The 22,257-nt window shown below is 67.4% G+C and carries 20 protein-coding genes and 1 pseudogene; 10 read left to right on the plus strand and 11 right to left on the minus strand.

Features of this window, described 5'->3' with window-relative positions:
* Positions 1–58 precede the first annotated feature (58 nt).
* The 3 genes from VLI63_RS08440 to VLI63_RS08450 are packed head-to-tail and all read left to right on the plus strand — an operon-like array spanning position 59 to position 2,072.
* A complete protein-coding gene (locus VLI63_RS08440) occupies positions 59–664 on the plus strand; it encodes a TetR/AcrR family transcriptional regulator (protein WP_409156404.1) in 606 nt (201 codons plus the stop codon).
* A complete protein-coding gene (locus VLI63_RS08445; RefSeq protein ID WP_409156405.1) occupies positions 654–1,703 on the plus strand; it encodes a biotin/lipoate A/B protein ligase family protein in 1,050 nt (349 codons plus the stop codon). The genes VLI63_RS08440 and VLI63_RS08445 overlap by 11 nt, the downstream gene beginning before the upstream one ends.
* A gap of 60 nt (positions 1,704–1,763) precedes the next feature.
* The gene (locus VLI63_RS08450) at positions 1,764–2,072 is read left to right on the plus strand and encodes a hypothetical protein (protein WP_409156406.1); all 309 of its coding nucleotides are present in this window, start codon (positions 1,764–1,766) and stop codon (positions 2,070–2,072) included.
* 488 nt (positions 2,073–2,560) lie between these two features.
* On the opposite strand, the gene VLI63_RS08455 is transcribed toward VLI63_RS08450, so the two are convergent.
* Positions 2,561–2,848 (minus strand): GNAT family N-acetyltransferase, encoded by a 288-nt coding sequence (locus VLI63_RS08455; RefSeq protein WP_409156407.1) that lies wholly within the window; start codon positions 2,846–2,848, stop codon positions 2,561–2,563.
* A 69-nt stretch (positions 2,849–2,917) separates the two neighbouring features.
* Between VLI63_RS08455 and VLI63_RS08460 the strand changes: the two genes are divergently transcribed.
* Complete coding sequence (locus VLI63_RS08460) at positions 2,918–3,769, plus strand: DNA-methyltransferase (RefSeq protein ID WP_409156408.1); 852 nt, start codon at positions 2,918–2,920, stop codon at positions 3,767–3,769.
* A gap of 20 nt (positions 3,770–3,789) precedes the next feature.
* On the opposite strand, the gene VLI63_RS08465 is transcribed toward VLI63_RS08460, so the two are convergent.
* The 9 genes and pseudogenes from VLI63_RS08465 to VLI63_RS08505 form a co-directional block, all read right to left on the minus strand.
* Entirely contained in the window at positions 3,790–4,437 is a 648-nt protein-coding gene (locus VLI63_RS08465) for a CG0192-related protein (RefSeq protein WP_409156409.1), read from the minus strand.
* Positions 4,438–4,512: 75 nt separating this feature from the next.
* The gene (locus VLI63_RS08470; protein ID WP_409156410.1) at positions 4,513–5,382 is read right to left on the minus strand and encodes an aldo/keto reductase family oxidoreductase; all 870 of its coding nucleotides are present in this window, start codon (positions 5,380–5,382) and stop codon (positions 4,513–4,515) included.
* Between the two features lie 211 nt (positions 5,383–5,593).
* Positions 5,594–5,755: pseudogene (locus tag VLI63_RS08475) on the minus strand (winged helix-turn-helix transcriptional regulator); the annotation flags it as partial.
* A 41-nt stretch (positions 5,756–5,796) separates the two neighbouring features.
* Positions 5,797–6,819 (minus strand): LacI family DNA-binding transcriptional regulator, encoded by a 1,023-nt coding sequence (locus VLI63_RS08480; RefSeq protein ID WP_409156411.1) that lies wholly within the window; start codon positions 6,817–6,819, stop codon positions 5,797–5,799.
* 42 nt (positions 6,820–6,861) lie between these two features.
* On the minus strand, positions 6,862–8,301 hold the full coding sequence (locus tag VLI63_RS08485; RefSeq protein ID WP_409156602.1) for a GH1 family beta-glucosidase: 1,440 nt from the start codon (positions 8,299–8,301) through the stop codon (positions 6,862–6,864).
* Positions 8,302–8,330: 29 nt separating this feature from the next.
* Positions 8,331–9,194 carry a carbohydrate ABC transporter permease gene (locus tag VLI63_RS08490; protein ID WP_409156412.1) on the minus strand — a complete coding sequence of 288 codons (864 nt, stop codon included), beginning with the start codon at positions 9,192–9,194 and terminating at the stop codon, positions 8,331–8,333.
* Positions 9,191–10,150: a carbohydrate ABC transporter permease gene (locus VLI63_RS08495; protein ID WP_409156413.1), complete on the minus strand. Its 960-nt coding sequence runs from the start codon at positions 10,148–10,150 to the stop codon at positions 9,191–9,193. The genes VLI63_RS08490 and VLI63_RS08495 overlap by 4 nt, the downstream gene beginning before the upstream one ends.
* An 83-nt stretch (positions 10,151–10,233) precedes the next feature.
* Positions 10,234–11,511 (minus strand): ABC transporter substrate-binding protein, encoded by a 1,278-nt coding sequence (locus VLI63_RS08500; protein ID WP_409156414.1) that lies wholly within the window; start codon positions 11,509–11,511, stop codon positions 10,234–10,236.
* Between the two features lie 263 nt (positions 11,512–11,774).
* A complete protein-coding gene (locus VLI63_RS08505; RefSeq protein ID WP_409156415.1) occupies positions 11,775–13,703 on the minus strand; it encodes an MDR family MFS transporter in 1,929 nt (642 codons plus the stop codon).
* Positions 13,704–13,875: 172 nt separating this feature from the next.
* On the opposite strand from VLI63_RS08505, the gene VLI63_RS08510 reads away from it, so the two are divergent.
* A complete protein-coding gene (locus VLI63_RS08510; RefSeq protein WP_409156416.1) occupies positions 13,876–14,670 on the plus strand; it encodes a M15 family metallopeptidase in 795 nt (264 codons plus the stop codon).
* A 157-nt stretch (positions 14,671–14,827) separates the two neighbouring features.
* Here VLI63_RS08510 and pgm read toward each other — a convergent pair whose 3' ends face one another.
* Positions 14,828–16,447 (minus strand): phosphoglucomutase (alpha-D-glucose-1,6-bisphosphate-dependent), encoded by a 1,620-nt coding sequence (gene pgm / locus VLI63_RS08515; RefSeq protein ID WP_409156418.1) that lies wholly within the window; start codon positions 16,445–16,447, stop codon positions 14,828–14,830.
* Positions 16,448–16,610: 163 nt separating this feature from the next.
* Here pgm and pheA point away from each other — a divergent pair, with 163 nt between their 5' ends.
* From pheA to VLI63_RS08540, 5 genes are all read left to right on the plus strand, one after another.
* Complete coding sequence (pheA, locus tag VLI63_RS08520; RefSeq protein WP_409156419.1) at positions 16,611–17,546, plus strand: prephenate dehydratase; 936 nt, start codon at positions 16,611–16,613, stop codon at positions 17,544–17,546.
* A 104-nt stretch (positions 17,547–17,650) separates the two neighbouring features.
* Positions 17,651–19,060: a hypothetical protein gene (locus VLI63_RS08525; RefSeq protein WP_409156421.1), complete on the plus strand. Its 1,410-nt coding sequence runs from the start codon at positions 17,651–17,653 to the stop codon at positions 19,058–19,060.
* Positions 19,057–20,082: a phosphotransferase family protein gene (locus tag VLI63_RS08530; protein ID WP_409156422.1), complete on the plus strand. Its 1,026-nt coding sequence runs from the start codon at positions 19,057–19,059 to the stop codon at positions 20,080–20,082. The genes VLI63_RS08525 and VLI63_RS08530 overlap by 4 nt, the downstream gene beginning before the upstream one ends.
* Complete coding sequence (locus VLI63_RS08535; protein ID WP_409156423.1) at positions 20,079–21,002, plus strand: T3SS effector HopA1 family protein; 924 nt, start codon at positions 20,079–20,081, stop codon at positions 21,000–21,002. Before VLI63_RS08530 ends, VLI63_RS08535 begins: the two co-directional genes overlap by 4 nt.
* On the plus strand, positions 20,999–22,198 hold the full coding sequence (locus VLI63_RS08540) for a lanthionine synthetase LanC family protein (RefSeq protein ID WP_409156424.1): 1,200 nt from the start codon (positions 20,999–21,001) through the stop codon (positions 22,196–22,198). The genes VLI63_RS08535 and VLI63_RS08540 overlap by 4 nt, the downstream gene beginning before the upstream one ends.
* The last annotated feature ends 59 nt before the right edge of the window (positions 22,199–22,257 follow it).

The raw sequence follows: 22,257 nt of genomic DNA on the forward strand, positions 1-22,257 counted from the left end.
CGTTCTCAATACTCCGAGCCTAGAGAACGTACGTTCTCAAAGCAACTAGAGTGGGTGAATGGCCGATGAACAGGTGAGGGAGCGGGTGCTGGAAGCAGCCGACCGCCTGTACTACGGCCGGGGCATCCATTCCGTGGGGATGGACGAGCTGAGGCTCGCTTCCGGCGTCTCGTTGAAGAGCCTCTACGGCATCTTCCCCTCCAAGGCCGCAATCGTGCTCGAGGTGCTCGACCGGCGCCATGCCCTGTGGACGGATGGCGTCACCGAGCGGGTCGCGGAGGCCACGACGCCCCGCGACAAGCTGCTTGCGATCTACGACTACCTCGCGGACTGGTTTTTGGACGACACCTTCCGAGGTTGCGGTTTCATCAACGCCTTCGCGGAGCTCGGCTCGATCTCCCCGGAGGTCGCCCAGCGCGCACGGGAGCACAAGGCGGGGTTCCAGGCCTACGTCGCCCGGCTGGTCGCCGGTGCGGGGGCGGACCCGTCCCTCGCTCCGCAACTCTCCATCCTGGCCGAGGGCGCCCAGACCACCGCGGCCATCGCGGGCACCGGCGAGGCAGCCGGCCACGCCCGCCGCGCTGCCGGCATCCTCATCGATGCCGCGATGCCCGCAGCCCTAGGCTGGAATCCGCGCGAAGAAAGGCACAGCAATGCACGGTGAGTACAAGGTCCCCGGCGGAAAGCTCGTGGTCGTCGACCTCGACGTGATCGACCACCGCATCGCCAACTTCCGGCTCGCCGGCGACTTCTTCCTCGAGCCGGATGATGCGCTCGCCCTGATCAACGACGCCGTCAACGGTCTCGCCGAAGACAGCGACGCCTCCACCATCTCGTTCGCAGTGCAGGGCGCCCTGCCCGACGACGTGATGATGCTCGGATTCTCGCCGGATGCGGTGGCGGTGGCAGTTCGCCGTTCGCTCGCACGGGCCACGAGCTGGACCGACTACGACTGGCAGCTCATCCACGGAGCCGCCTACCCGCCCGTGCTGCAGATGGCGATCGACCAGGTGCTCTCGGAGGAGGTCGGCGCCGGTCGCCGCAAGCCCACGCTGCGCATCTGGGAGTGGAACGAGCCCGGGGTGGTGATCGGCAGCTTCCAGTCGGTGAAGAACGAGGTCGATCTCGAGAACGCCGCGAAGTACGGCTTCCAGGTGGTGCGTCGCGTGAGCGGCGGGGGCGCCATGTTCATGGAGGCCGGATCGGTCATCACCTATTCCATCTATGCACCGACGGACCTCGTGCACGGCATGACCTTCGCCGACTCCTATGCCTTTCTCGACGAGTGGGTCATCACCGCGCTCAAATCGTTGGGGATCGACGCCTCCTACCAGCCGCTCAACGACATCACGAGCCCGAGCGGCAAGATCGGGGGAGCCGCGCAGAAGCGACTCGGCACCGGAGCCGTGCTCCACCACGTGACCATGAGCTACGACATGGATGGCGACCGCATGGTGGAGGTGCTGCGCATCGGCCGCGAGAAGATGAGCGACAAGGGCACGAAGAGCGCCAACAAGCGCGTCGATCCGCTGCGCAGCCAGACCGGACTGAGCCGGGCCGAGATCATCGAGCGCATGGAGCAGACCTTCACGAGGCTGTACGGCGCGACTGCGGATGACGTCACTGCCGACGAGCTCGCCCGCGCGAAGCAGCTCGTGGAGGAGAAGTTCGCGACAGAAGACTGGCTCTACCGGGTGCCGTGATTCGGCGATATCCGCCGAAAGGATGACTCCATCCGCCGGAGCGTCCCGTAACCTTGACAGGTGAACTGGTGGATCTTCGGGGGTGTGGTCGTCGGCCTTGTGCTGTTCGGCATCCTCGGCCAGCGCTTCGGGCTCATCGACATCGTCGGGAAGAGCAAGGCGCGAAGCGCCGGAAACGGCGCCGGACTGATGGGCATCGGAGACGAGATCTTCGCACCGGCCCGACACGAGGCGGCGATCGAAATGGATCGCCAGACCATCCTGCCCGCCCCTGCTCCGGTTGCCGGCGATCCGGTGCGCCCCTCAGAGGAGGCCGGAATCTACCGTGGGCGCGTCACGATCGACCTCGGCCGCGCGCCGCGCGAGTAGCCGCAGCCGCACTTCAGCCCGCGGTCGTTCCCTCTCGTCAGGTCTGGTCGTTCTCGCCGAGGCACAAACCTGACGAGAGGAAACACAGCGTTCGTGGACGTCGTTGGGAGGGTCGCCCAGCGTGACAAAACGTCGCCACCAGAGGCTGCCGAGTGGTGGGCGGTCGCAAGGTTGGCCGCCCGCGAGCCGTCCCCGCAACGCGAATCCCCTGCGGCAGCGAGCGGCCGGGAGCGGATGACACCGCCGACACGCTCGTCGCCGGAAGCAACGCTCCGCCTCCGCACCCGAACATCCGCCCTCAGCACGGTGATGCCCGGCCATCCGGGCGTCGGGACATCAGCGCGTCGGCCCGGCACCGTTCATGTTCACGATCGAGCATGGTCATCCCGACATCCGCCGCCGCCGACATCGGCCGAAAATCCGGTGTCGAACAGGCCTTTCGCCGAGAATCTGCTGTCGAACGAACTGCCCTGGCTGCCGTCAGACCCTCAGACGCGCTGCTCGAGCTCCTGGTATTCCGGGTGACGGCTCAACCACGTCACGACGTAGGGGCAGTCGGCCACCACGCGGTAGTCGGTATCGGTGCGGATGTGATCGAGCACCGATTGCACCATCTCCGAGGCGAGACCGGCACCGCGCATCGACGGATCGATCTCGGTATGGGTGATGTGGATGTCGCGGTCCAGAAGTTGATAGTCGGTGAGTCCGACCTCGACGCCGTCTTTGGTGAAGACGTAACGGTTCTGGGCTGGGAGGTGCTGCACGGCAGTGGACATCACACGAGACTACGTTCGGCGACCGGGCAGCGCAAAGGGATTGACTTGCGGGTGCGGGAGAATAAGAGGATGCCCGCCGCCTGGACGCCCGAATCGCCCGATCGCGTGATCCACGACGACAACCTCGCGGCTGTCGCGGGGCTTCCCGACGGAGCTTTCACCCTCGTCTACCTCGACCCGCCCTTCAACACCGGGCGCTCGCAGGCCCGGCAGTCCACGACGAGCGTGCGCTCCGCATCGGGCCCGATCCGCGGGTTCAAGGGGCAGCAGTACGAGCGCATCCGCGGTGACCTGATGAGCTACGACGACCATTTCGAGGACTACTGGACCTTTCTCGAGCCGCGGCTCGCCGAGGCCTGGCGGTTGCTCGCCGATGACGGCACGCTCTACCTCCACCTCGACTATCGCGAGGCCCACTACGCCAAGGTGTTGCTCGACGCGCTCTTCGGGCGGGAGAGCTTTCTCAACGAGATCATCTGGGCCTACGACTACGGCGCCAAGTCAAAGAATCGCTGGCCGACGAAGCACGACACGATCCTCGTCTATGTGAAGAATCCGAAGGGGTACTACTTCGACTCGACCACCGTCGACCGCGAGCCCTACATGGCACCGGGGCTTGTCACACCAGAGAAGGTCGCGCTCGGCAAGCTGCCGACCGATGTCTGGTGGCACACCATCGTCTCGCCGACCGGTCGGGAGAAGACCGGCTATCCCACGCAGAAGCCGGAGGGCATCCTGCGCCGCATCATCCAGGCCTCGACCCGCGAGGGTGACTGGGTGCTGGACTTCTTCGCCGGCTCAGGCACGACCGGCGCGGTCGCCGCATCCCTGGGCCGCCGTTTCGTGCTCGTCGATGAGAGTGCGGATGCGCTCGCCGTGATCCGTGCGCGGCTCACAAAAGCAGGCGTCGCCTTCGAATAGTCGCGGTACTGGGTGTGCCGCTACGACAGCACACTCACCCTCACCAGCGGCCGTGGTTCGTGCTGCTCCGGCCAGGTGCCGGCCAGTGATTCCTGTTCGAGACCCTCCGGGCTCGTCGCCGCGTCGAGCACGCGGGCCACGACCACCCGGACGCCGCCGGCCTCGACCGCCGTGGATGCGGCTTCGTGCCGCGTGGAGATCGTGCCGGCCGAGGACGGCACGGTAGCGCCGGGATTCCCGCTTCCGGTTACTCGGGCGGAGGAATCGCGCGCGACTCTCTCGCCGTCCACCTCGAAGTATTCGTCGGCCTGCACCCCGCCGGTGAACGCCGCCGCGGTGACCGCGGCGAGGTAGACGGGGTCCGCGGTGGCGTCGTACACCCACCGCGTGCCCAGTACCGAATGCTCCATGGTGCCGATCAGGGATTCGGTGGCGCTGGCGAGAGGTGCTGCACGGTAGGTGAGAGGCAACTGCAGCAACGGCCCGCCTTCGACCCTCACGAGGAGGGTCTCGATGCCGACTTCCCCATCCGGATCATCGAATCGGTAGGACGCGACGCTCGTCAGAACCGCCGGAGCGCTGCCGGGGAACCACGGCTGGGTCGGAGCCCAGGCCGACACGAGTTCGATCTTCGACGGAGTCAGCTGGGCACGGTGGAGGAGAGCCATGTGATCGATGCTAGGCGCCCCCGGTGGGCCCGTCCACCGCCGGTGGCACTGCCGGAAGGCGGACTCGAGCCGCGATCACCCGCCGATCGAATCGAGTTCCTCGATCGCGTCCGCCGGTAGTTCCAGCCCAGCTCCAGTCACATTGTCGTGAAGGTGCGCGAGGGAGGAGGTGCCCGGAATGAGCAGGATGTTGGGCGAGCGCTGGAGCAGCCACGCCAGCGCCACCGCCATCGGGGAGGCCTCGAGGCGCAGTGCGACGGCGCTGAGCACGTGCGACTGAAGGGGGGTGAATCCGCCGAGCGGGAAGTAGGGCACGTAAGAGATGCCCTGGGCGGCGAGCGAGTCGATGAGAGCGTCATCCCGGCGGTGAGCAATGTTGTACATGTTCTGCACTGTCACGATCGGCGCGATGGACTGCGCCTCCGCGACTTGTTCGGCGTTGACCGTGCTGACCCCGAGGTGCCTGATCAGACCCTCCTGCTGCAGTTCGGCCAGGGCAGTGAACGGCTCCGCGATGGATCCGGCGCTCGGCCCGTCGACGGCACCGACGCGGAGGTTCACCACCTCGAGCGTGTCGAGGCCGAGGCGCGAGAGGTTGTCGTGCACGGCCTGCCGCAGTTGGTCGCGAGAGCGCGCCGGCGGCCAGTTGCCTTCGGCGTCACGCAGCGAGCCGACTTTGGTGACGAGGTGAAGGTCATCGGCGTAGGGGTGCAGCGCCTCCCTGATGATCTCGTTGGTCACGTACGGGCCGTAGAAATCGGAGGTGTCGATGTGGTTGATTCCGAGTTCGGCGACAGCCTGGAGTACCGCGACGGCTCCGGGGCGGTCGGCGGGGGGACCGAAGACATGGGGGCCGGCGAGTTGCATCGCTCCGTAGCCCATGCGGGTGAGGGTCGGGCCTCCGGCAAGGGTGAAGATTCCTCCGGGAAGTGTGGTGCTCGTCATGACAGTCCTTTCGGTGGTGCGTCACTCCACTGTGCGCTGTGATCGTCGGCGCAGCCCTGGTTCCCGGCGTGTTCGGAGCGGGAGCCCCTCCCGAGAGTGAAGGTCCGTCGCGGGAGTCGTAGGCCGCCCGCGCCGCGGTGATGTGCTCAGAGCTCTCCATCGCCCAGCATGCGAAGCCGAGGGCGGGTTCGAGCAGCGTTCGGCCGAGCTCCGTGAGGCTGTATTCGACGCGCGATGGCACCTCGGCGAAGCTCTGTCGGCTCACGAGTCCGTCGCGCTCGAGCTTCTTCAGGGTGAGCGTCAGCATGCGCTGGGAAATGCCGGGAACGCGATTCTTGAGCTCGGGGCGATCCTGCCCCTCGCCACCAAACATCGCCCCCGTCGTCCCGGCGATCGCCACGTGCAGCCTCGGGGCTAGGCGCTGTCACGCTCGACGATGTGCGTCTCCATGATGCACTGGTGTTCCACGGGCTCGCCCCGCAGAAGGCTGAGCATCATCTGCGCCATCTTCGCACCCATCGCCTCTGCGGGCTGGTGAACCGTCGTGAGCTGGATGGACCCGTTCGAAGCCGCCGGCGAATCATCGAAGCCCACCACCGCGACATCCTCCGGCACACTGCGACCGCGCTCGCTCAGCACGGAGACCGCACCCGTCGCCATCAGGTCACTCGCCACGAACACCGAGTCGGTGTCGGGAAAGCGGTCGAGGAGCTCGCGCATGGCGCGGGCGCCACTCAGCTGGGTGAAGTCGCCATAGGCGACCCGGTCGACGGCGAGCCCCGCCGCCGAGAGTGCCCGCAGGGAGCCCCCAGCCCGGTCCGCCCCGGCCGGCATGTCGGGCGGGCCGGCGATGATGCCGATGTGCTTCCGCCCGCGATCGATCAGGTATTGGGTGCCCCGGGCCGCGGCGGTGGCGTTGTCGACATCCACGAAATACGCCGGCGGATCGTCGAACCGCATCGGACGTCCGTTGTAGACCACCGGAATCGTGTCTTGCAGCGTCGCGAGAAACTCGTTGCCGGAGTGGTGGGACACCACGAAAGCCCCGTCGACGTTGCCCCCGGTGAGGTAGCGGATGGTCTTCTCACTCGGTCGGGACTGGGCGAGCTGCAGGGTGAGAACGTAGTCGCTCCTGTCGAGCTCGCGCGTGATCCCCTGCACGATCGCCGCGAAGTAGGGGTCTCCGAAGAAGCGGCTGGTCTCCTCGGGGATCACCAGCGCGATCGCGAGGGTGCGATGGTTGGCGAGCGAGCGCGCCGCCCGGTTGGGACTGTAGTTGAGAGCGCGGATCGCCTCCTGCACCGCCTCGAGCACCTCGGGGCTCACCTGGCTCGACCCATTGACCACCCGCGACACCGTGGATCGAGACACGCCGGCGGCTGCCGCCACGGCCTCAAGGGTCGGCACGACTCGTCTTGCCGAGGGCGCGATACTCATCTGCCCGAAGTCTAACCAGAGCCGGCGGACCGTCGGGATGCGCTACAGCGCGCGTTCGCCGATGATCCGCGAGTACTCGATGGCGCTGGCCTTCGGAGTGCGGGCCTGGGTCTCGTAGTCCACCCGCACGATCCCGAACCGCTTGTCGTATCCCCATGCCCACTCGAAGTTGTCGAGTAGCGACCAGTAGAAGTAGCCCTTCACCGGCACGCCGTCGTCGACGGCATCGAGGATCGCACCGAGGTGCGCGGTGAGGAAGCTTCGGCGGTCGACATCGTCGACCGAACCATCCGCGAGTACGACGTCGTCGTAGGCCGCGCCGTTCTCGGTGACCGCGAGGGCGACGCCGGCCGGGCCGCTGTATTCGTCGTGCACACGACGAAGGAGGCGGGTGAGTCCCTCCGGCTGCACATCCCAGTCCATGGCGGTCTGCGGAAGTCCGCGCGAGTGCCAGTACACGCCGTCGGCGGCGGGGAATGGTGACCGTTTGGGACGCTCGGATGGCGCGGCGGTGGTGGTCTCCTGCAGTCCCGGCTTCGCGCTCACGAATTCGCCGTGGTAGTAGTTGACGCCGAGGGCATCGATCGGCGTCGAGATGATGCCGAGGTCCCCGGGCTGCACGACGGTCTCGAAGCCGTTGCCCGCGACATCCCGGATCACGTCCTCCGGATACTCGCCCCGGAAGATCGGATCGAGGAAGAACCGGTTGAACTGGCCGTCGATGCGCCGGGCGGCATCGAGATCCTCGGCGTCGTCGGGGTCCACCGGGTCGGCCACGGTGAGGTTGAGCGTGATGCCGAGCTGCAACGCGGGGTCGCGCTTGCGCAGCTCCTGGACGACCAGGCCGTGGCCGAGCAGCAGGTGGTGTGCTGCAGCGAGGCCGGCGGGCACGTCCTGGCGGCCAGGGGCGTGCTCTCCGCCGATGTAGCTGAGGAAGGAGGCGCACCACGGTTCATTGAGGGTGGTCCAGGCATCCACCCGGTCCCCGAGCACGTCGTGCACCGTCGCCGCGTATTCGGCGAACCGGCAGGCGGTGTCGCGATTCGCCCAACCCCCCTTCTCCTCGAGGGCCTGCGGCAGGTCCCAGTGGTACAGGGTGAGCCACGGTTTGATGTTCTTCTCGAGCAACTGGTCCACCAGCTTGGAGTAGAACGCAAGTCCCTGCTTGTTGACCTGCCCTCCGTCCGGGCGCACGCGCGACCAGGAGGTGGAGAAGCGGTAGGTCTGCAGTCCGAGGTCGGCCATGAGCGCGACGTCGTCCGCAGAGCGGTGGTAGTGATCGCAGGCGACTTCGCCGTTGTCGCCGTGCACGACGGCACCGGGAACCCGGCAGAAGACGTCCCAGATGGAGTCCGTGCGGCCGTCTTCGTGGGCCGCTCCCTCGATCTGGTACGCCGCGGTCGCGGCGCCGAAGAGGAAGTCCTGCGGAAATGCGCGCGCGGTCGTGGGCTCTGCAGCGGGGTTGATGGTCACGGGGGCCATCCTCTCGGTGATCGTCGTCTCGAAGCTCGTCATCCCTTTACGGCTCCCTGCATTATGCCCGCGACCAGTTGCTTTCCGGCGATCAGGAAGAGGGCGATGAGGGGGAGTGTCGCCAGCAGCACGCCGGCGAGCACGATGGAGTAGTCGATGAAGTAGTTGGCCTGCAGCGTCGCGAGTGACACCGGCAGGGTCGGATTGTCCGCGTTCAGCACGATGAATGGCCAGAAGAAGTTGGTCCAGGTGGTGATGAAGGTGAAGAGCGCGAGCATCGCCGCGGCCGGTCGGGCGGAGGGCAGGCCGATGTACCAGAAGGTCTGGAACATGCTGGCACCATCGATCCGTCCCGCCTCCACGAGCTCGTCGGGGAGCGCCTGTCCGATGTACTGCGTCATCCAAAACACGCCGAAGGCGCTCACCAGCGCCGGCACGATCACCGCGCCGAGGGTGCCGGTCCAGCCGAAGGCCGACATGGCGATGAAGAGGGGCACGACGCCGAGCTGGGTCGGCACCGCGGTCGTGGCGATCACGAACACCAGCAGGCCCTTCTTGGCGCGAAACCGCAGCTTCGCAAAGGAATAGCCGGCGAGGGTGGAGAAGAAGACGACGGATGCCGAGACAACAGTCGAGACGATCACGCTGTTGCCGAGCGACTTCCAGAAGTTGACGCTCTGATTGTCGATCACCGATGCAGCGTTGGCGAAGAAGTTGCCGCCCGGCCACCACGACATGTTCGGGTCGTTGATCGTGGACGAGTCCCCGCTGCCGATGAGGAACGACCAGTAGAGCGGAAAGACGGATGCGACCATCACGATCGCGAGGAACACATAGACGATCGGGCTCGGGCGTCCGATCGCGATGGGGCGGACGCGGCGCCGGAGGGGGGAGATGGTCATGAGTTGCGTCCTTCGTTGCTGGCGATCCGGCGCGTGATTGCGAGGTTGATGAGCCCGATCAGCACGATCACCAGGAACAGGAGCCAGGCGACCGCAGCGGCGCGGCCGAAGTTGAGTTGGCCCCAGCCCAGGTTGTAGAGGTAGATGGTGAGGGTGAGCCACTGGCTGTTGGCACCCCCGGTGCCGTACTGGTCGAAGAGCCGAGGCTCGTCGAAGATCTGGAGACCGCCGATCGTCGCGGTGATGATCACGAAGATGAGCGTCGGCCGCAACTGCGGGATGGTGATCGAGAAGAACCGCCGCAGGGCGCCGGCCCCGTCGATGGTCGCCGCCTCGTAGTAGTCGCGCGGGATGGCCTGCATGCCGGCGAGCAGGATCAGGGCGTTGTAGCCGGTCCAGCGGAAGTTCACCATGGAGGCGATGGCGAACTGGCTGGCGAGCGGGTTCGAATGCCAGGGGATGCCCTGGATCCCGACGTGTGAGAGCAGGGTGTTCACGAGCCCGTACTTGTCGCCGTACATGTTGCTGAAGATGAGGGAGACCGCCACCGGCATCACGACGTAGGGCAGCAGCACCCCCATGCGCCAGAAGGTCTTGCCGCGCAGGTTGGTGTCGAGCACCGCGGCGATCACGAGAGCGACCACGATCTGCGGCACCGCTGACAGCAGGAAGATGCTGAAGGTGTTGCGCAGGGCGATCCAGAATTTCTGCTGCTGGAGCACCCAGACGAAGTTGTCCCCGCCCACGAAATCGCCCTGGCCGCCGATGAGATCCCAGGCGTGAAGCGACACCCAACCGGTGTAGAGCAGCGGGAACAGGCCGACCACCGAGAACAGCAGGAAGAAGGGCGAGATGTAGAGATAGGGCGAGAAGCGGATGTCCCAGCGGCCGAGCCTCTGGCTGAAGGCGATCCTGCGGGGGGTGCGTTGCGCCGCCCGGAGCGTCGAGGTTGTCATGGAGCGAGTCCTAGCTGCGTGTGCGGTGGCGAACGAGGCCGGGTCGCCCGCGGAGGCGAGCGACCCGGGTGATGCTCGACGGACTAGCCGAGAGCCTTGATGTCGGTGACGACCTGGTTCCAGGAGTCATCGACGGACTGGGTGCCGGTCTCGACTCGCGTGAGACCGTTCTGCACGGCGGTCATGATCGATCCGTACGTGGCGCCCTTGAACGGGGTCACTTTCACCGCGTTGGCGCGATCGATGTAGATCTTGCCGATCTGCGCATCGTTGAAGAACGCGTTCGTCGCTCCCGTGAGGGTCGGGTCGGTGTACGCCGCGACCTGGCTGGGGAAGGTACCGGCGACCTTGAATGCCTTGATCTGCTGGGCGGGAGCGGTGATCCAGTCGGCGAGAGCCTTGGCCTCGGCGGTGTGCTTTCCCTGCGTCGGAACGAGCAGGTACGAGCCGCCCCAGTTTCCTCCCCCGTTCGGAAACACGTTGGCGATCTTCCAGTCGGTCAGCTTCGGGGTGTCGCCCTGGATCACTCCGAGCATCCACGCCGGGCAGAGCATCGTCGCGTAGGCACCGTTGGCCATGCCGGCCGTCCAGTCGTCGCTCCACTGGGTGAGGTGCGATGACTCGGTCGAGCTCGCCTTCAGCACCGACTCGAAAGCCGCCTTCACGTCGGGGTTGGTGGCGGCGATGACCGTGCCGTCGTTCTTCTCGTAGAAGTTCTTGTACTGGTTGGCGAGACCCTGGAAGGTGGCCCCGGCCGAGTCGAACCAGGCGGCACCGGTCTTGGCGTCGGCGAAGGTCTTGCCGACGGAGTAATACGTGTTCCAGTCGCCCGTGAGGAGCTTGGCGACCGCATCGGGATCGGTCGGCAGGCCGGCCTTCGCGAAGAGGTCCGAGCGGTAGCAGATGGCCTCGGGACCGATGTCTGTGCCGAGTCCGATCTGCTTTCCGTCGGCGACGCCGCCGGCGGTCTTCCAGCTCGAGTAGCGGTCCTTGTTGTCGCTCGAGGCGAGGTCGACGAACTTGTTGCCGTACTTGCGTACCTTGGGCATCCAGTCGCCGTCGACGGCCTCCACGTCACCGAGGCCGGATCCGGCGGCGAGCTTGGTGAACAGGTTGGTCTGCGCAGCATCCGAGGTCGCCGCCTTGTTCTGCACGACCGTGATGTTCGGGTGGAGCTTGTGGTATTCGGCGAGGAGCGCGTCGTTGTAGCCGAAGTTGTTGAAGGTGGCGAGGGTCAGCGTGATCGGCTTGCTCGAGTCGGCTGCCGGGGTGCCGCCGGCCGAGCATCCGGTGGCGATGAGGGCGAATGCTGCTGCGCCAGCGATGGCGGCAACGGCTGTTGTGCGTCGTGAGAGTTTCACGGTCACTCCTTTGTGTGCGTGGGAAGGGGTTGCGGGAGACGCGTGGGAGCGCTCCCACATTGCGGCGTGGGAGCGCTCCCACGCGAACGCGCTAACCATACGCAGGAAGTGGGTGGGCTGTCAACAACGGAAATCCGGCCCGCCGGAAATGCTGGTGGAAGGACCATTTGCGCTGGGTCTTCGTGGCAGCCCTCGAAGCGCGCACGACGAAAGGGCGGTATCCAGCGACTGCCGGATACCGCCCTTTCGTCGGAAGCGGGGTCTTAGACCTTCGGAGCGGATCCGACTCGGTCTTCGGCCGATCCGTCACCCGGTCGACCACCGTCGCTGTCACGCGAGCTGGTGTCGGGCTCGAGCGGCGCGCCCATCATCTCGGCCGCCTGGGTGGCGAGGATCGCGGCATCCTGATCGGCGACCTCCTGGATGGCCGACTTCTGGCGAAGCGGTGTGGCCTTGAGGAAGAAGCTGAGGATGAACGCGGCGAGAACGACGACAAGGCTCACCCAGAAGCCGCGGACCATCGCGTCGGAGAAGCCGTTGAGGAACGGTGCCGCGAGCGCGTGGTTGGCGTTGTTGAGGAATGAGGTGTTGCCGTCGAGAGACGTGGTGGCGCCTCCGCCACCGGCGCTGCCCGGCGTGATCTTCGTCAGCACGCTGTCAACGATCTGGTGACGCTGGGTCGCGTTCGACAGGTCGACCTGCGCGGGCAGGTTCTGCTTGATCGGACCGACGATCGAGTCGTAGATCTTCGACATGATGCCCTTGTTGGCCGGTGCGTTGGCGATAGCCGGGTTGAGGGCCGCATCCAGGGCAGAGCGCAGGATGCCTTTGTTGGTGAAGTTGGCCTTGATGGCCCCACCGACGACGCTGAAGACCACCGAGAAGATCACGGCGACACCGAGCGTTCCGCCGACCTGGCGGAAGAAGGTGGATGACGAGGTCGCCACACCGATATCGCGCGGTCCCACCGAGTTCTGGCTTGCGATGGTGAGCGTCTGCATCAGCTGGCCGAGGCCGAGACCCACCAGCAGCATCGCGCTGGCCAGCACGAGATAGTTCGTGTCGGCCTTGATGGTGGTGAAGAGCAGGAAGCCGAGCACCATGAATCCGGTGCCGATGATCGGGAAGATCTTGTAGCGGCCCGTGCGGGAGATGAGCTGGCCGCTCACGATCGAGGAGATCATCAGACCGAGGATCATCGGAAGCAGCTGGAAGCCACTTTCGGTCGGGGTCGACCCCTTCACGAGCTGGAGGTAGAGCGGCACCGTGGAGATCGCACCGAACATACCGAAACCGACGAGCACACCCAGGATCGTGGCGACCGAGAAGGTCGGCGACCTGAACAACTTGAGCGGGATGAGGGCGTCATCCCCCATCATCCGCTCGGCGACGATGAAGGCGATGATTCCGAGCCCGCCGACGATGTAGCAGGCGATCGCCCCTCCGGAGGCCCAGCCCCAGTCGCGGCCCTGCTCGGCGACGAGCAGCAGGGGAGCGACGGCCATGATCACGGTCGTGGCGCCCCACCAGTCGATGCGCACGCGGCGATTGATGCTGCGCTTCGGCAGGTGAAGGAACCGCAGCACCATTCCGAGGGCGATGATGCCGATCGGGATGTTGATCAGGAAGACCCAGCGCCATCCGTCGATGAAGAGGATGTAGGGAGCCCCGGCGAACAGTCCGCCGATGAGCGGGCCGATGACGCTCGAGATGCCGAACACGGCGAGGAAGTAGCCCTGGTACTTTGCTCGCTCGCGGGGGGCGAGCATGTCGCCCATGATGGCGAGCGGCAGCGCCATGAGGCCACCGGCACCGATGCCCTGGATCGCCCGGAATCCGGCGAGCTCGAGGATGGAGGTCGAGAAGCCCGAGGCCACGGAGCCGACGATGAACACAGAGATCGCGAAGATGAACAACGGCCGGCGTCCGAAGATGTCGGAGAGCTTGCCGTAGATCGGGGTCGCGATCGTCGAGACGATCAGGTAGGCGGTGGTCACCCACGCCTGCTGGCTCAGGCCATCGAGGTCATCCGCGATGGTGCGGATGGAGGTGCCGACCACGGTCTGGTCGAGGGCGGACAAGAACATGCCGGCCATGAGGCCGTAGAGCACGAAGAGGATCTGGCGGTGAGTCATGATCCCCCCAGACTCGTGGACCTCTTTGGCCCGGGTTGCTGCGTCGACGCGTGACATGGATCCTCGATCTTTAAGGCGGTGGGTGAGTTAACGAAAATGGCCACTGAGGAACACGCGTCCAACAGTGGCAGAAAATCTTGCGTGGTCTGCAAAGTTACACCCACGGCAAGCCTCATGCAAGTCATCCGCGTCCCCATTCCGCGGGGGGAGCGCGGTTACTATCGGAATCGTGACTTCTCGTCGGGTGCGCCCACTACTCGTGGTGCTGGTCGCGCTCTCGATCGCCGGGATACTCGGGGCCTGCGCGAGCGAATCGCCGGCGGTTTCGACCACTCCGCCGTCGGTTCTCCCCGCGTCACCCGAACCGAGCGTCACGACGACGCCGCCGACCCCCACCCCGACTCCTCCGGGTTTCGACAAGACCGCGCTCTCGATCGACGACCCGAGCAGCATCTGGGTGGTGGCGGACAAGCTGCGGCCGCTGAATCCCCTGACATTCGTGCCGCCGGACCTCATCGAGACCCCGGTGCAGCACCTGAATCCGCCCACCCTTCGCGCCGAAGCCGCCAACGCCATCGTCACCATGTTCGCCGCGGCGAAAGCAGAGGGCGCCGGAGGGATGCAGCTGCAGAGCGCCTACCGCTCCTACACCGTGCAGGTGAAGGTCTACAACGGCTACGTGGCCAGCGCGGGCAAGGCCGGCGCGGATTCGCAGAGTGCCCGGCCCGGCTTCAGTGAGCACCAGACGGGGCTGGCTGCCGACATCAGCGCCGTGCCGCTCACCTGCGCACTCGCAGCCTGCTTCGGCCAGACTCCCCAGGGAGCCTGGCTCGCGGCCAACGCCTATCGGTTCGGCTTCGTGCTGCGGTACCCCGCAGACAAGACGGCGGTGACCGGATACATCTACGAACCGTGGCATTTCCGCTACGTCGGTGTCGCGCTCGCGACAGAGATGAAGCGCACCGGTGTCACCACGCTCGAGGAGTTCTTCGCACTGCCGGCCGCCCCGACCTACGCGCCGTAGGTCTCGCTGGTCGAGTGAGCTCCGCTGGTCGAGTGAGCTCCGCTGGTCGACTGAGCCGCCCGCGGCCGCATCGAGACCCGGCTTCGCCCCGGCTCCGGCTCGGGCTCAGACCCGAGTCCGGGCCCAGGCCCCAGCCGCGACACCGGGTGGTCTGGAATCAGCCGCCCAGCGCCGCATCCACGATGGTCTTCGCCTCGGCCTGCACCCGCTTGAGGTGCTCTGCTCCGAGGAACGACTCGGCATAGATCTTGTACACGTCCTCCGTGCCGCTCGGCCGGGCGGCGAACCACGCGTGCTCCGTCACGACCTTGACCCCACCGATCGCGGCACCATTGCCCGGAGCCTCGCTGAGCTTCGCGATGATCGGCTCGCCGGCGAGTTCCGTCGCCTCGATCGCAGAGCCGTTCAGCTTGCCGAGCGCGGCCTTCTGCGCCTTGCTGGCCACGGCATCCACCCGCTCGTAGGCGGGCGAACCGTACTTCTCGGTGAGCTCGGTATAGAGCTGGCTCGGGGACTTGCCGGTGACGGCGATGATCTCGCTCGCGAGAAGCGCGAGCAGGATGCCGTCCTTGTCAGTGGTCCACACCGTGCCGTCCTTGCGCAGGAAGCTCGCCCCGGCCGACTCCTCGCCGCCGAAGGCGACGGATCCGTCGACGAGTCCGGGCACGAACCACTTGAAGCCCACCGGCACCTCCCAGAGGCGGCGACCGATCGAGTCGGCGACGAGGTCGATCATCGAGCTCGAGACCAGGGTCTTGCCGATCGCGGCATCCGGACTCCACTGTGGCCGGTGGCTGTAGAGATACTGGATCGCGACGGCCAGGTAGTGGTTGGGGTTCATGAGCCCGCCATCCGGGGTCACGATGCCGTGCCGGTCGGCGTCGGCGTCGTTGCCGGTGACCACGTCGTAGTCGTCCTTGTGCACGAGCACGCTCGCCATCACGGATGCCGAGGACGGGTCCATGCGGATCTTGCCATCCCAGTCCAGGGTCATGAATCCCCACTGCGGGTCGACCCCGGGATTGACCACCGTGAGGTCCAGTCCGTAGCGTTCGGCGATCGCGCTCCAGTAATGCACGCTCGCGCCCCCGAGCGGATCCGCACCGATGTGCACCCCCGCCTTCTTGATCGCTTCGACATCGATGATGTTCTCGAGGTCGTTCACGTAGTTGCCGCGGTAGTCGTAAGTGCCGACGCCGGATGGCTCGGCTCGCTTCACGGCGTGGCTGCCCTCGGCGATGATCTCGTTGGCGCGGTTCGCGATCCAGTTGGTGGCGTCGCTGTCGGCCGGTCCGCCGTGGGGCGGGTTGTACTTGAAGCCGCCGTCGCGGGGCGGGTTGTGACTCGGGGTCACGACGATGCCATCGGCCTTGGCGGCCGGTCCGGAGGCGTTGTACTTGATGATCGCGTGGCTGAGCGCAGGCGTCGGCACGAAGTCGTCGAACTCGTCGACGAGCGCGTCGATGCCATTGGCGACCAGTACCTCGAGGGCGGTCGTCTGAGCCGGGCGGCTGAGCGCGTGGGTGTCCCCGCCGATGAAGAGCGGCCCGGTGATGCCCTGGCCGGCACGGTACTCAACGATCGCCTGGGTGATCGCCGCGATGTGCGTCTCGTTGAACGCGCTGTCGAGACTGGAGCCGCGATGCCCGGAGGTGCCGAACACCACCTTCTGCTCGGCGATGCTCACATCCGGCACGAGTTCGTAATACGCCGCGTGAAGCGCGGTGAGGTCGACGAGATCGGATTCCTGGGCGGGCTGGCCGGCGCGTGCATTCATGCGCCAAGTCTGTCATCCGGCGGCCTTCTGGTCAGATTCTCTTCGCATAACTCCGGCAATATTTGTGGCGCCCGGCGGCTCGCCCCCTATCGCGAGGCTGACTCGCCGTCATCCCTCAGGCCGCAGGAGTCACGCCCGGGGGCGAGCCAATAAGCTCGGCGCTATGCCGCATCCGACGAACGCCGACGACACCTACTCGTACCTTGGCCCCGCTGGCACCTTCACCGAGGCCGCGCTCGCCCAGGTTGTGGATGCCGCGGGCAAGACCTGGCAGCCGGTCAACAACGTCGGCCAGGCCCTCGACGACGTCGTCTCGGGGCGCAGTACCGCGGCGATGATCGCGATCGAGAACTCGATCGAAGGCGGGGTGAGTGCGAGTCAGGATGCGCTCGCCAGCATCCCCAACCTGCGCATCATCGGCGAGTACCTCGTGCCGGTGAATTTCGTGCTCGTGGCGCGGCCCGGCACCCGCTTGCAGGATGTGCGGGTCGTCAACGCGCATCCGGTCGCCTACGCACAGTGCCACCTCTGGCTCGACGCGACCCTGCCGGAGCACGGTCACCTTCCGGCCACCTCCAACGTCGCCGCTGCGGCCTCCCTGCTGTCGGACACGACGGCGGATGCCGCGATCGCGCCTCCCGGGATCACCGACCACTACCCGCTCGAGGTTCTCGCCCGCGAGATCGGCGACAACCCCCATGCCGTCACCCGCTTCGTGCTCGTGAGCCGCACGACCCGGCTGCCGGCGCCCACCGGCTCGGACAAGACCAGCGTGATCGTGGAGTTGCCGGATGACACGGCCGGGCGGTTGCTCGAGATGCTCGAGCAGTTCGCCACCCGCGGGGTCAACATGAGCCTGCTCGCCTCCCGCCCGATCGGCGACGCCCTCGGGCGCTACCGTTTCGTGATCGACCTCGACGGCCACCTCCATGACGAACGGGTGGCGGATGCCCTGCTCGGGCTCAAACGATTCAGCCCGAACGTGACCTTCCTCGGGTCGTATCCCCGCGCCGACAAACTGGCCATCACGGTGACTCCGCGCTACGACGATCGGGCCTTCACCGCCGCCCGCGAGTGGCTCGAGTCGCTCGAGTCCTAAGCCATCCGGGTATCTTCGGCGGCGAGGTATCTCACCGCCGGTTTCGTCCTCTTGTACTGGTAGCGACTCCAACCCGTGGGGCCGCCCGTATGGAGGAGTGACTCATGGCGCCCGAGCCAGAGAACGAAGCCCGAGCGGCCATCCGCCCGGTGAAGGAGCGAGTCGAAGACGCGCTGATCGCCCAGCCGGGTGTCGTCGCCGTCGACATCGGCCACAAGGTGTCGAAAGGGGTGAACACCGGCGAGCTCAGCATCGTCGTCTACGTCGACAGGAAGAAGCCGAAGAGCTCGCTGCCCAAGGACCAGCTCATTCCCTCCGAGATCGACGGCATCAAGACGGATGTCAAGGAGCTGACAATTGAACTGCAGCCCGCCCGCGAGCTCGCGGACGGATCCGCGTTCGTGGATGCCACGGTCTATCCGACGCTTACCGGTGGCATCAGCATGGGGCCGGTGCGCAGCATCAACCTCGACCCACCGGATGTGCCGACGAGCGGACAGTACGTCTTCTCCGGCACCCTTGGCGCACTCGTGCGCGACCGCGCATCGGGGGCCACCATGGCGCTCACCAACTTCCACGTGGCCTGTCTCGACAACACCTGGACCGCCGGGGACCGGATGGTGCAGCCCTCCATCCCGGACGGGGGAGGATCCGCGGTGCAGTTCGGCAGCCTCGCCCGCGGCTCGCTCACGGACCAGGTGGATGCCGCGGTCGTCGCCCTCGACGCCGGGAAGGCCTGGGAGCCGAGCATCCGAGACATCGGAAACGTGGCAGGGCAGGCGACCGCCATCGTCGGGCAGCCGGTGCGCAAGCGCGGCCGCACGACCGAGCTCACCTACGGCAGTGTCGCATCGACCGACTTCACCGCGAGCGTCAACTACGGCGGAGCTATCGGTGTGCGAACGCTGAAGCACCAGCTGCGAATCAACACGGACACGACCAAATCGACGCGGTTTTCGGACCACGGCGACTCCGGATCGATGGTCGTGAACGCGAGCCGGCATGTCGTGGGCCTGCTCTTCGCGGGCTCCAACGATGGCTCGATGACCTTCGCGAACCCGATCGCGACGGCGCTCGACACGATGGGCGTCGACCTGATCGTGCGCATCATCTCCCTGCCGCCGACCCGGATCCCGGTGCTCTGCCCGACCCGGGTGATCACCACCTGCCTCACTCGGTCACCGCTGCTGTGCCGGGTCACGCGGTCCGTGATCTGCCTCCCGACGAGGCCGATCACCTGCCGGATCACCCGCACCCCGATCTGCGAGGTGGTTTATAGCCGCCCGGCCTGCCCGCCCGGCCCGATCTTCTCGCGGGCGTGCAACGATCCCTTCGATCCGTTCAACCCCGGTGGGCCGATCGAGATCCCGGGGGGACGGATTCCCGGCTTCCAGGCCGACTACTCCGACCCCGATGCCGGGCAGTACTCGACCGGGGAGTTCCCGGACGACACCACCTATTGGGCCGGGTACCTCGCGGCACTCGAGGACCTGTCGGACGAGGGCACGGAATGACCACCGCTCCGGGACTCGCGGCCGCGGCGATCCGATCCGGGCTCCTCCACGCCTCAGACGTGCTGGACGGATCGGTCACCGTCGTGCCCCAGTCCCGGAGCAACGTCGTTCACCGGTTCGACAGGCACGACGTCCCGGTCGTCTTCGTCAAGCAGCGCGGCCTCGCCTCGCAGCTCGACGGCGACGACGCGATCGAAAACGAACGGGCGGTGCTGCGGATGCTGCAGGGTCGCCGGTTCGCGCCCCGCCTGCTCGCCGTGCTCGGTCCGGGCCTCTGGACGGTCGCCGTGCCCGGCACCGACCTCGCCGGATTCGCCCAGGACCCGTTGTCGCTGATCGCCGCGGCTCGGGCGACCGGCGCGGCGCTCGCCGAGCTGCACCTGACCGCCCTGGCCGAGGGGTGCCCGAACGCCCCTCGGCCGTGGGCCCTCGAACCGGACTCGCTTCCGCCGTCGATGGCGACGGATGGCTCGGCCACCCTTCACTCCGTGCTCGCCGCGCTGGCCGAGCCGGTGATCCGCGGAGCTCTCCGCGTCGCCGCGGCGAACTGGACGCGCGACCACCTCATCCATGGCGACCTGTCGGCCGGCAATCTCGTCGTCGCGTCTCCCGCGGGCGACGAGATCGGTCTGACTCTCATCGACTTCGAAGCCGGGGGGCGGGGGGATCCGTCCTGGGATCTCGTCTGCGCCGTCACGATGGTGCAGTCGCTCGCGTACGACGAGGCGACCGCGTCCGCCGCGGGTGATGCCCTGGCCGGGGCCTACCGCGCCGGCGGAGGGAGTGGGCTGATCGATCCGGCGCTCGCCTGCGTCCGCGCCCTTCTCACCGCGTGGCAGGTGGCCATGGCCCCGGGGTGGGCCGCACGACACCCCGCGATGCCCCAGCCCCACGACGACGTCTCCGCAGAGGTCGACGCCTGGCTCGACCGGGCGCGGGCACACGCCGCCGACTTGCCGATAGGCGCGGCGGCAGCCTCGAGCACGGCGCTACCCTCGAGTACGGCGGCGGTGGCGCCGTGACCGCGTCGTTCCCACCCGACCTTCGCGCCCGGCTGGAGCGGGGCATCCGACTCGGCCTCGACCTCCTCGTCGAGACTCCGAGCCTCTCCGCCGAAGACCTGGCGGGGGCTCTCTACGGCGGTTGGTACGCGGCGCCGGTCGGTGAGACGCAAGTGGTCGATCCGAGCTGGCCACCCCTCGCCGGAATGCTGAGGGAGGCGCACGCCGGCACCCGACTGGTCACCGACTCCACGGTCGTCCGCCGCGGAGCCGCCGGAATCGCGGTGGTGCGTCGCGACGATGGGTCCCTGCACGCGGCGACCCGGGGCGAATACCTCCACGCCGACGGGTCACCGGACTTCGGCCTGATCCCGACGGTCGGCGAACACCTCACGGTGCTGTCCCGGTTCGGCGCCGCCGTCGCGAACGGGTGGTGGCGCACCTGGGGCGGGGGCTGGGATCCGCGCACCGTCGGCCCCGGGCTGTCCCGGCTGTATCTCGCACCTCAGCTCGAGCTCCTCCCCGACCTTGTCGCCGCACTGTCCGGAGTGCTCGCGACCGCGCGCACCCCCTGGATGTTCAAGGCGGGCATCGACCCGTACTCGATCAACCGCGCGGATGCCGTGGTCGTCTATCTCGGAGACGCGGAAGTCGACCTGCGCTCCTTGCTCGCCGAGCGGGCGCAGGGCCTCGTGCGCTGGGTGCCCGGACCTCCCTTCACCGAGTGGATCGCCCCGGGCATCAGCTGGTCGGAGGATCCGGCGAACGGCCTCAGCTTCGGGGAGGAGCGGTGTGCGCTGGTGGCCCGTGCCCTCATCGACGCGGTGGACTACCCGCTCGCCGCGGTCGAGACAGCCTTCGTGCGGGCGGGCCTGGATCCGTCGCATCCGCATCGCCGGGCCGTTCCTGCTGCGGTTGTCGCCGAAGAGGTGGGACCGTGAGCGCGATTCTGGAGGCGGCTCTCGACGGCTGCATCGACGCCCTCCTCTCGACCGTGATCGACGACGGCACCCGGGTCGGGTGGCTCAGCTGGGAGCTGGATACGCAGGGAAGTCCCGCCCACCTCGTCGGCGGCCGCACGAACCTCTATGACGGGGATGCCGGGGTGGCGTGGGCGCTGGCCCAGCTCGCCAGAGCGACCGACCGCAGTGACCTCGCCGACCTCGCGCACCGAGCCGCGGCCTCGGCGCTGCGTGCGGTCGACGGGCAGCCGTTCGGCGGACTGCTCGACAGTGCGACCGGCGTGGTGCTGGCGGCGGAGAGTGCCGGTGGGGCCGGTGGTGCTGGCAACGCCCTCGCGAAGGCGAGCACCGACGTGCCGGCGACCGACCTGACGAGCGGACTCGCCGGGCTCCTTCTCGCTCAGTCCCGTAGTCTCGGATCTCGCACCTCCGATGCCGTCACCCTTCTCGCCGCCCGCGCCACCCGGCATCCGGTGGGCGTGTGCTGGGCGGATCCGCTCGCGATCGACGACCGCGCCGCCCGCCCGCTGCTCGGTCTCGCGCACGGCAACAGCGGCATCGCGCTCGCGCTCGCCGAGGCCGCGTTCAGCGACGAACGCACTGCGGATGTCGCCCTCCCACTGTTGCGGGACACCCTGCGCTGGGAGGCCGCATGGTTCGACCCGATCGCCGGGGGCTGGCCGGACCTTCGCAGCGACGAGGCCGGCTTCCCGACGATGTGGTGCCACGGTGGCGCCGGCATCGGCGCGACGCGACTGCGGTTGTTGCAGCTCGAAGACGCCGGGCTCGACCTCGGCTCGGTCGCGACCTCCGTGCGTGCGGAGGCGGAGGCTGCGGTGCAGGCCTGCGGAACGGAGCTGGCCCGGGCAGCGGCATCAGTCCCGCGATTCGGGGATGCCGCACTGCTCGGCGGCCTTACCCTCTGCCACGGGCTCGGCGCCTCGCTCGACGTGCTCGTGCTCGCCGCGGAGCGCGGAGCGCCCCGGCACCTCGAGGCCGCCCGTCGATTCGCCGAGACGATCGTCGGCGCCCTTCCGGCCGATCCGCTCGAGTGGCCGTCCGGGGTGCGCGCGGAGGGGAGTGTGTCGCTGTTCCTCGGGGTGGCCGGGGCGGCCGTCGTGCTGGCGCGTCTGCTGCATCCGGAGCGGGTGGCGAGCCCATCGCTGCTCGCCTAGGCCGGACGGCGCAGTAGTCACGGCACGGCGTAGTGACGAACTCTCGAGAATCGAGCATG

The sequence above is a fragment of the Lacisediminihabitans sp. H27-G8 genome, from assembly GCF_046156175.1.
In the GTDB taxonomy this organism is placed as follows: Bacteria; Actinomycetota; Actinomycetes; order Actinomycetales; family Microbacteriaceae; genus Lacisediminihabitans.

Bases quoted from the DNA above. Each gene is read 5' to 3' on its own strand.
- VLI63_RS08440 (WP_409156404.1), top strand. From the start codon at position 59: ATGGCCGATGAACAGGTGAGGGAGCGGGTGCTGGAAGCAGCCGACCGC.
- VLI63_RS08445 (WP_409156405.1), top strand. From the start codon at position 654: ATGCACGGTGAGTACAAGGTCCCCGGCGGAAAGCTCGTGGTCGTCGAC.
- VLI63_RS08465 (WP_409156409.1), bottom strand. From the start codon at position 4,437: ATGGCTCTCCTCCACCGTGCCCAGCTGACTCCGTCGAAGATCGAACTC.
- VLI63_RS08505 (WP_409156415.1), bottom strand. From the start codon at position 13,703: ATGTCACGCGTCGACGCAGCAACCCGGGCCAAAGAGGTCCACGAGTCT.
- VLI63_RS08470 (WP_409156410.1), bottom strand. From the start codon at position 5,382: ATGACGAGCACCACACTTCCCGGAGGAATCTTCACCCTTGCCGGAGGC.
- VLI63_RS08485 (WP_409156602.1), bottom strand. From the start codon at position 8,301: ATGGCCCCCGTGACCATCAACCCCGCTGCAGAGCCCACGACCGCGCGC.
- pheA (WP_409156419.1), top strand. From the start codon at position 16,611: ATGCCGCATCCGACGAACGCCGACGACACCTACTCGTACCTTGGCCCC.
- VLI63_RS08530 (WP_409156422.1), top strand. From the start codon at position 19,057: ATGACCACCGCTCCGGGACTCGCGGCCGCGGCGATCCGATCCGGGCTC.
- VLI63_RS08490 (WP_409156412.1), bottom strand. From the start codon at position 9,194: ATGACCATCTCCCCCCTCCGGCGCCGCGTCCGCCCCATCGCGATCGGA.
- VLI63_RS08495 (WP_409156413.1), bottom strand. From the start codon at position 10,150: ATGACAACCTCGACGCTCCGGGCGGCGCAACGCACCCCCCGCAGGATC.
- VLI63_RS08460 (WP_409156408.1), top strand. From the start codon at position 2,918: ATGCCCGCCGCCTGGACGCCCGAATCGCCCGATCGCGTGATCCACGAC.
- VLI63_RS08455 (WP_409156407.1), bottom strand. From the start codon at position 2,848: ATGTCCACTGCCGTGCAGCACCTCCCAGCCCAGAACCGTTACGTCTTC.
- pgm (WP_409156418.1), bottom strand. From the start codon at position 16,447: ATGAATGCACGCGCCGGCCAGCCCGCCCAGGAATCCGATCTCGTCGAC.
- VLI63_RS08480 (WP_409156411.1), bottom strand. From the start codon at position 6,819: ATGAGTATCGCGCCCTCGGCAAGACGAGTCGTGCCGACCCTTGAGGCC.
- VLI63_RS08525 (WP_409156421.1), top strand. From the start codon at position 17,651: ATGGCGCCCGAGCCAGAGAACGAAGCCCGAGCGGCCATCCGCCCGGTG.